Below are 8,291 nucleotides of genomic sequence, written 5' to 3'. Positions count from 1 at the left end.
GTTGGACCAGCGCCGGAAGAATCGCGACCAAGAGTGACAGGCTCGGCAGACCGAGTCCCCAAGGATGCTGTCGCAGGTGGTTGAGGACGATAGAGTGGGTGAGCCGCTCGGGTGTGTTTTCATAACCAAAAACACCTTCCCAGAGCGGCTCTAGCCTTTTATCCCTCCAAAACTGTCATCTACTTAGCCCCTGATGTGTGCGTATCAGGCCCGGAACCCTCATACCTCACCGTATGTACATCTTGAGCTTTATAGGGGTAGAGGGGCTGATCACTCGTGGTTAATCTCCATCTAGTGACGGCTGCCATCCCGTCTGCATGTTCTTTCGAGGTCGCGTCCCGGTGCACCTCAAGCTGGGCAGGAAGCTGTTGCTCATGCAGGACTGTCAATGCGGTGAGGTGTCTGTCGGTCTGGCCACAACGTGCAAAGTGTTCTGGCAAAACCATTTCAGAGTGCTCTCAGACCCCCAGCGGGTGACGGTACAGCACATCTTCAGTTAGCGCCGTCCCGCACCGTCCAGAAACAGACTTACCAGCGCCCGCGCCGTGCCATCGGGGTCAGGCGCGGGCGGACCGCTGACCAGCGGGTAGAGCAGTCCCAGCAGCGCCCGCGTCAGGAGCGGGCCGGCGAGGTCGCCCCGGAATTCACCGCGCGCGGTGGCCTCGCCCATCAGGTGGCCCAGCCCGCCCATCCAGATGGCCCGGTAGCGCTGCTCGAAGTCGGCCCGGCGCTCGGCGGAGACGTGTTTGAGTTCGGAGGCGAGTTGCAGTCCCACCCGCTGCTGCGGAGCGCTGATCAGCAGTTCGTGAATCAGCACCTGAAGCTGCCCGCGCAGATCGAGCGGCTGCCGGGCACGCTCGACCACGCCCGACAGCCCCGAGAGCGCGCCGTTGAGAATCGCCAGAAACAGCGCTTCCTTGTCGGCATAGTGGTGGTAGAGCGCGGGTTTGGTGACGCCCACCGCCGCCGCCACCTCGCGCATGCTGACGCCGTGGTAGCCGCGCGCGACAAACAGCTGCGCGCCCTCCGACAGAATGCGCTCGCGGGTGCTGACCGGGCTGACGGCGGCCAGAGACAGACTGCCGGTCAAGCGCCCACCCCGACAGGCGCACGGCGGGCGGGCAGCAAAGGAAAAAAGAGCGCAGCGTTCATTGCCGAGCAGTTTAGCGCAGCCGCCCCAGCCGTGCCCCTCAGCTCGCGGCGGCGTCCTCCAGCCGAGCTTCCACCACGATCTCGCTGTTGAGGCTGGCCGCCACCGAGCAATACTTCTCGTGGCTGAGCGTGGCTGCGCGCACCAGTTGCTCCTGGCTGATTCCAGCTCCGGCGGCGATGTGGCGTACGGTGATGCGGGTGTAGCGTTTGGGGTCGCTCTGCGCCCGCTCGCCCTCCACTTCGATGCGGTAGGTGGCGAGCGGCGTGCGGCGCTTGTTCATGATCTCGACCACGTCGTAGGCGGTGCAGGTTGCCAGTGCGCCCAGCAGCGCCTCCATCGGGCTGACGCCGATCTTGACCGGGCTGTTGTCGATCAGCAGCTGGTGGCCCGATGCCGATACGCCCAAGTAGCGCTGCTCACCGAGCCAGGTGATCTGCATGGTCTTGCTGGGAACAGTTTTGGCCAGGGCGGCGTCTGTTGGGGTGCTGTTCGCGGTGATGCTGTCTGGAGTGGCCGTCATGGCCCCAGCCTAGCGCCGTTCGGCTCACTTCTGCCAGTTGATTTCAGTTCGTGTCCGGCTCGCCTTCCGGTTGCGCTTCCGGCTCCAGCCCGTCTTCCTCTGCTGCGGCTATCTCCGACCCGTCGGCGTCGGGTGAGGCCGCGTCCCAGGAGACCTCGGCCCAGTGGCCGTCCCAGTCCTCGTCGTCGTCGAGCGAGGGCAAACAGACCTCGAAGGTGGCCCCACCACCCGGCGTGTCGCGCACCCCGATGACCCCGCCGTGCGCGGTGATGACCTGCTGGGCGATGGTCAGACCCAGGCCCGCCGACCCGGCCTCCTTGCCCCGGAAGAACTTGTCGAAGATCCGCGGCTTGATCTCGTCGCTGATGCCGGGGCCGTGATCGATGACGCAGATCTTGATCTGGCCGCCCTCCACCCGCGCTTCCAGGCCGACCTGCTCGGCTCCGCCGCTGACCCGCACGGCGTTGGTCACCAGATTGACGAACACCTGGGTCAGCCGCCCCGGATCGCCCACGATTTCCAGGTCTGCCGCATCGACCCGCACCCCGTAATCGCGCCCCACCGCCCGCAGCAGTTCGCCCAGATTCACGAAGTGCGGCTCGATGCTCTGTACCAGTTCGCCGCGCGAGAGCTGCAGCAGATCGTTGACCAGCCGGGTCATATTCTCGGCGACCCGCTGGGCGTCACTCAGCGTCTGGCTGGGCGCCACCTGCGCGGCGGCAAACTCGCGCTCGACCCGGCGCAGGTAGCCGAGCAGCGCAGTCAGCGGCGTGCGGAGTTCGTGGCTGGTCTCGGCCAGAAAGGTCTTCTGGAGTTTGAGCGCCTCCTCAAGCTGCTGAGCGGTGTCTTCGAGCTTGACCCGGCCTTCCTCGGCCACCTGGTTGAGGTGCTCGACTTCCTTGAGACGTACCTGCAAAGCGGCGTTGAGCGCCCGGATCTCGCCCTCGGCCAGTTCGCGCCGCGAACGCTCGACGGCCTCGCTGATGGCCCGGCGCACGGCAGGCGCGAGCCGCTCCAAACGCTGCTTGAGCACATAATCGGTGACTCCCCGGCGCAGCGTGTCGACGGCCACCTCCTCACCCATCGCGCCGGTCACGATGATGAAAGGCAGGTAGGCCGTGTCCCGGCGGGCCGCCTCGAAGGCCGACAAACCGTCGTAGCCGGGCAGCGAGAAGTCCGAGAGCACCAGATGCGGCCTGAACTCGGCCAGGGCCGCCAGGTACGCCTCGGGTGTCTCGACCTGGCGCAGCAGCGGCACCCAGGGCAGGTCGGCAGCTTCCAGGGTGATGGCGACCAGTTCCTGATCGAGAATGTTGTCTTCGAGATGAAGCACGCGCAACTCGCCGCCGGGCGGCGGGAAATTCAGCACTGAAGCGTGAACGGCAGGCACCTGGGTCATTTCGCCGCCCAGTGTACGCCGCCGCCGGGAAAGCGACTGTAGGTGACTGCGGGCAACCGACGGTTGAACCAAATACCGGCATCGGCAGATGAAGAGTGGCACAATGAAGCGCAACCGGGTGTGGGCCGCCCGGATGGGAACAGCCAGGCACGGACGGCCTACCGCTCCACCTGACTTCCTCGCATTACCTGTTTGGGCCAGTGCCCGCGGGCCACACGACCACCATTTTCAGGGAGGATCACATGCACCCAGCCGAAGCAAGCACCCCGTTGGCGTCCAGCACAGCCCGACCCCTTCTGTCCAAGCCGCCGTTGCCCAGCCGTTTGCTGCGCCGCAGCCTCGCCCTGGCGCTGGCCCTCAGCTTGCCGCTGGCCGCCGCGCAGTCGGGCCGCGAGAGCACCCTGGTGCTGGGCGGCGACTTCTCCGATCTGATCACGCTCGACCCTGGCGTCTCGTACGAGTTCACCGGCTCGCTGCTGGCCGGAAACCTCTACGACACCCTGGTGGCCTACGAGGGCAACGACCTGACCAAGGTGCGCCCCCGGCTGGCGACCAGCTGGACCGTGACGCCCACCGCCAGCGGCTCGCGCCTCACCTTCAAGCTGCGCGCCGCCAAGTTCAGCACCGGGCGGCCCGTAACCGCCGCCGACGTGGTGTACTCGCTCAACCGGGTCATTCAGCTCAAGACCCCGTCAAGCTTTCTGCTGACCGACGTGGCCAACCTCAAGGTCGGCTCGGTGACAGCCCCCGACGCCAAGACGGTGGTCATGGACATTCCCAAGACCGCCAACCCCAACATCGTGCTGGCGCTGCTGACCTTCAATGTGGCGGGCGTCGTCGATGCGGCGGAAGCCAAGGCCCACGAGCAGAGCGGCGACTACGGCACGGCCTGGCTCAAGGACCACTCGGCGGGGTCGGGGCCGTTCTTACTCAACCGCTGGGACCGCAGTGCCCAGGTGGCGCTGGACGTGAATCCCAGCGCCTGGCGCAAGTCGCCCAACATCAAGCGGGTCATCTTGCGCTACATGCTGGAATCGGCGGTGCAGCAGTCGGCGCTCAACTCCGGCGAGATCGACGTGGCCTGGGATTACACCCCCGACGCCTTCAAGACCGCGCTGAAAAACCCCAAACTCAAGGGGCTCAAGACCGGCACCTTTCAGCTGCAGTATCTGGGCATGAACTCCGGCAAGGGAGCCGCGTTCGAAGACCCCCGCGTGCGTGAGGCGGTCCGCTACGCGATCGACCAGGACGGCATCATCAAGAGCCTCCTCCAGGGCCTGGGGCGCAAGACCCAGACCATCATCCCGATCGGGCTGGCTGGAGCCAACACCGCTTTGCCGTACAGCTACGATCCGGCCAAGGCCAAGGCGCTGCTGGCGGCAGCGGGCAAGAGCAACCTGAGCGTGGACTTCTCGATTCCGACCGGTTCGTGCGCCGGAGGCGTACCGTGCCAGGATCTGGCCGCCAAGATTCAGTCGGACCTCGCCAAAGTCGGCATCAAGGCCAACATCAAGCAGATGGTGAGCGCTGATCTCTACACCATGTACCGCGCCCAGAAAGCCGAGCTGATCATGGCCCCCTGGAGTCCCGACTACGCCGACGCCGACGGCAACGGCACCCCGCTGGCAGATTTCAACGCCAAGTCGCTGGCTTGGCGCAACGTCTGGCAAAACGACGCGGCCAGCAAACTGGCCCAGAGCGCCGCCATCGAAAACGACCCGGCCAAGCGGTTGGGGCTCTACAAGCAGCTCACCGAACTGGTCGCCAAAGACGGCCCCTTCGCCATTTTGTATCAGCCCTACAAGCCCGTGGTCATCAGCGCCAGCGTGGTCGGCTTTGGCCGCAACGCCAACGGCGACGTGAGATTCGAGAAGATCAGCAAGAAGTAACCCGCCAGGCGGCAGGCTCCGGGAGGTGGGTTCTCAGTGTGCCCCCTTCCGGAGTTCGTCGCTTTTTCGCCGTGTTCTTTTCTATGACCCGTCCGTGACGGGTTGTCGCCCAAGGAGACCTCACTTGCTGATCTATATTCTCCGGCGGCTGGCGCTGATGGTGTTCGTGCTGTGGGGCGTCACGCTGGCGGCCTTTCTCATTTCTCACGCTCTGCCTGCCGACCCGGCGGCGGCGGCGCTGGGCAACAACGCCCGCGAAGCGCAGCTACAGGAGTTCCGGGTCAGGAACGGTCTCGACAAATCGCTGCCGGTGCAGTACGGCGTCTACATGGGCAGGCTCCTGACCGGCGACCTGGGCACCTCGCTCAGAACCCAGAACAGCATCACCGCCGATCTGAAGCAGTTTTTTCCCGCCACCCTGGAGCTGACGCTGGGCGCGGTGGTGTTCGCGGTGCTGATCGGCCTGCCGCTGGGCATTCTGGCCGCCCTCCAACACGGCAAGGCGCTCGATCTGCTGGCGCGCATCTTCGCGCTGCTGGGCGGGGCCACGCCGGTGTACTGGCTGGCCATTCTGGCGCTCAACGTGTTTCACGAGCGCCTCGGCTGGTTGCCGGGGCCGGGCCGACTCGACGCCTACAGTCTCGCGCCGCCGGTGCATAGCGGCTTGATGACGGTGGACGCCGTGCTGGCCCGCGACCCGCAGGTGCTGGTGGACGGTCTGCGCCACCTGATCTTGCCGGGACTGGTGCTGGGGGCCTTCTCGGCAGCGCTGCTGACCCGCATGACCCGCAGCGCTCTCCTGGAAGTCCTCTCGCAGGACTACATCCGCACCGCCCGCGCCAAGGGCCTCAAGGGGAGCCGGGTGATCTGGCGGCACGCCCTCAAGAACGCCGCACTGCCGCTGCTGACGGTGTTCGGCAGTTTGTTCGGCAGTCTGCTGACCGGCGCGGTCCTGACCGAGACCATCTTCTCGTGGCCGGGCATCGGCAGCTACGCCACCACCTCGGCCATCAGCCTCGACTTCCCCGCCGTGATGGGCGTGACGCTGGTGGCAGGACTGGCCTACTCGCTGGTCAATTTGATCGTCGACCTCGCCTACGCCTCGTTCGATCCCAGGATCAGCTTCTCATGACCACCACGCTTCCGGTTTCTCGCCGCTCAGACAACGCCGCGCTGCGTAAACTGCGGCGCAACAGCGGGGCCATGCTGGGCTTCGTCCTGCTGCTGCTGCTGCTGCTCGCTGCCCTGTTCGGCCCACTTTTCCTGGGCAATCCCGGCGCTCAGGATCTGGCCGCCCGACTCTCCCCGCCGTCTGCTGCGCACTGGCTCGGCACCGATCAACTGGGCCGCGACGTGCTGACGCGGGTGCTCAGCGGCGCGCGCATCTCACTGGGGCTGGGTGTCAGCGTGATGCTGGCCTCGCTGATCACCGGCTCACTGATCGGGCTGCTGGCGGGCCTGCTGAGCGGCTGGTGGGACGAGGGGCTGATGCGCCTCACCGATATCTTCCTGGCGTTTCCGAGCCTAATTCTGGCAATGGCGATTTCGGCGGCGCTGGGACCGAACCTCACCAACGTGATGATTGCGGTGGCGCTGGTGTCGTGGCCCACCTACGCCCGGCTGATCCGTGCCCAGGTGCTGGCCCTGCGCGAGCGCGAGTTCGTGGAAGCTGCCCGCGCCCTGGGCAGTTCGCAGGGCCGGGTGGCCCTCCGGCACCTGCTGCCCAACTCGCTGGCCCCGCTGCTGGTGCAGGGCAGCTTCGATGTGGGCAGCGCCATTCTGACAGCGGCAGGCCTGGGCTTTATCGGCTTCGGCGCGCAGCCGCCCACCCCCGAGTGGGGCGCGATGGTCTCCGAGACGCGCAACTACATCGCGCAGGCTCCCTGGGCGTCGAGCGCGCCCGCCGTCGCCATTTTGCTGACGGTCCTGGCCTTCAACCTGATCGGTGACGGGTTGCGCGACGTGTTCGACCCACGCGGGCGCTGAAGCCAGCCGAGGACACGCAGGACGTTTGACGCGGGTTTGACGGCTTGCCTTGTACTGTGCGGCGATCTCACTTCCCGCACTCCAAGGAGAGACATGAACCGTTTCCTGCTGCCTCTGCTGCTCAGCCCACTGCTCACCAGCACCGCCCTCGCCCAGGGCACCCCACTCAAGCAGTGGGCCAGCGCCGTCGTGACCCGCAGTTCGGAATACAGCGCCGACGGTTGGGCAGCCAAGCAAGCGCTCGGCGAACCCAACACCATGACCTACGGCGACAACAGTCTGGCCTGGGCCTCAGCCAGCCAGAACGGCGTGGCGCAGTCGATCACCGTCAGCTTCAAGGAGCCAGTCTATGCCGACGCCGTGCTGGTGCGCGAGACCTTCGGCAACGGCTTCGTCACCAGGATTTTTGCCATCGACACCCAGGGCGGCATTCATCAGGTCTGGGCCGGACAGGACAAGACCCAGCCGAACTACACCGTAAATTTCATCGCTACCTTTCCCAAGACGACGTATCTGGTCAAAGCGGTCAAGGTGGTCATTGACCCCAACCACAACATGAGTGCTTATGAGGAAATCGACGCCATTCAACTCCAGGGCACGAAGTAGGACTTGCAGCTTGAAAGCTCACTTCTTTAGCACCACCCGATATAGACAGCTACCGAGGTTTCACACCCTTGAGCGGAACGGCAACTGCAGCAGTATTTTTGCCGGGCAGTGCGCTAATGCCCTCCCCGCTGAAGCGTGCCAAGATAGCCCCACCACCTCCCCCCGCCGTGTTAAGACGCCTTATGAGGCTGGGGGCAGGCTTCTCAAACTCGTCAGCAAATACTTTGAAGTGTGGACGTTCTGGGCAGCATCGGTCTCGTCCTGCTTTCGGTGGGCTGCACTTTGGGTGCTTGCCAGCACGCCCAGGAGGGCTACCGCTCCAGACCGTACCTGATCCCGACCTGGCTACTGCTGGGCTGCATGGGCTGGCTTTTGCTGCTGATGTATTTGCTGGGCCGCTGAGGTAGAGGCGGTGGGCAGGTCGCACAGGCGAGAAACGGCGTCCGGCTACGACATTTAGAAGAACAAAGCCACCACCCATATTCGAGAGTGGTGACGGCGAGAGAATGGCCGTATTTCTGCGAGAGAGACTTATTGATCCCGGCTGAAGTTCAAGATGGAAGAGAGCTGTGCAGGAGGTAAGCAGGGCTAGAGATCGAAGTGACGACCAATGACGTCTCTGACCCGCAAGGTGCTCCAACTGGCGTCAGGAAAGCCGTGGATCTGCGCGTCTTCGCACAGGAGACGCTTGAGCGTCTCCCGCTGTTCCCTGCAGAGCGCTGGCGCTCTTCCCGTGGT

General features: G+C 65.1%; 8 protein-coding genes. 5 read left to right on the top strand and 3 right to left on the bottom strand.

The window, feature by feature from the left end; all coding sequences use genetic code 11:
* Nucleotides 1-496 precede the first annotated feature (496 nt).
* The 3 genes from GUI70_RS20115 to GUI70_RS20105 all read right to left on the bottom strand — a co-directional run bounded on the left by GUI70_RS20115 (nt 497) and on the right by GUI70_RS20105 (nt 3,072).
* Nucleotides 497-1,090: a TetR/AcrR family transcriptional regulator gene (locus GUI70_RS20115; protein ID WP_161884090.1), complete on the bottom strand. Its 594-nt coding sequence runs from the start codon at nt 1,088-1,090 to the stop codon at nt 497-499.
* Nucleotides 1,091-1,190: 100 nt separating this feature from the next.
* Nucleotides 1,191-1,592 (bottom strand): OsmC family protein, encoded by a 402-nt coding sequence (locus GUI70_RS20110; RefSeq protein ID WP_161884093.1) that lies wholly within the window; start codon nt 1,590-1,592, stop codon nt 1,191-1,193.
* Nucleotides 1,593-1,716: 124 nt separating this feature from the next.
* Nucleotides 1,717-3,072 (bottom strand): hybrid sensor histidine kinase/response regulator, encoded by a 1,356-nt coding sequence (locus GUI70_RS20105; RefSeq protein ID WP_161884089.1) that lies wholly within the window; start codon nt 3,070-3,072, stop codon nt 1,717-1,719.
* Between the two features lie 242 nt (nt 3,073-3,314).
* Here GUI70_RS20105 and GUI70_RS20100 point away from each other — a divergent pair, with 242 nt between their 5' ends.
* The 5 genes from GUI70_RS20100 to GUI70_RS20080 all read left to right on the top strand — a co-directional run bounded on the left by GUI70_RS20100 (nt 3,315) and on the right by GUI70_RS20080 (nt 7,955).
* Complete coding sequence (locus tag GUI70_RS20100; RefSeq protein ID WP_161884088.1) at nt 3,315-4,961, top strand: ABC transporter substrate-binding protein; 1,647 nt, start codon at nt 3,315-3,317, stop codon at nt 4,959-4,961.
* A gap of 124 nt (nt 4,962-5,085) precedes the next feature.
* The gene (locus GUI70_RS20095) at nt 5,086-6,093 is read left to right on the top strand and encodes an ABC transporter permease (RefSeq protein ID WP_161884087.1); all 1,008 of its coding nucleotides are present in this window, start codon (nt 5,086-5,088) and stop codon (nt 6,091-6,093) included.
* Complete coding sequence (gene nikC / locus GUI70_RS20090) at nt 6,090-6,947, top strand: nickel transporter permease (RefSeq protein WP_161884086.1); 858 nt, start codon at nt 6,090-6,092, stop codon at nt 6,945-6,947. Before GUI70_RS20095 ends, nikC begins: the two co-directional genes overlap by 4 nt.
* A gap of 93 nt (nt 6,948-7,040) precedes the next feature.
* The gene (locus GUI70_RS20085; RefSeq protein ID WP_161884085.1) at nt 7,041-7,553 is read left to right on the top strand and encodes a hypothetical protein; all 513 of its coding nucleotides are present in this window, start codon (nt 7,041-7,043) and stop codon (nt 7,551-7,553) included.
* 231 nt (nt 7,554-7,784) lie between these two features.
* The gene (locus tag GUI70_RS20080) at nt 7,785-7,955 is read left to right on the top strand and encodes a hypothetical protein (protein ID WP_161884084.1); all 171 of its coding nucleotides are present in this window, start codon (nt 7,785-7,787) and stop codon (nt 7,953-7,955) included.
* Nucleotides 7,956-8,291: the final 336 nt, after the last annotated feature.

The sequence above is a fragment of the Deinococcus alpinitundrae genome (assembly GCF_009982895.1).
Classification (GTDB): Bacteria; Deinococcota; Deinococci; order Deinococcales; family Deinococcaceae; genus Deinococcus; species Deinococcus alpinitundrae.
The sequence above is the reverse complement of the archived record's forward strand: the minus strand, read 5'-3'. Positions and strand labels throughout refer to the sequence as shown.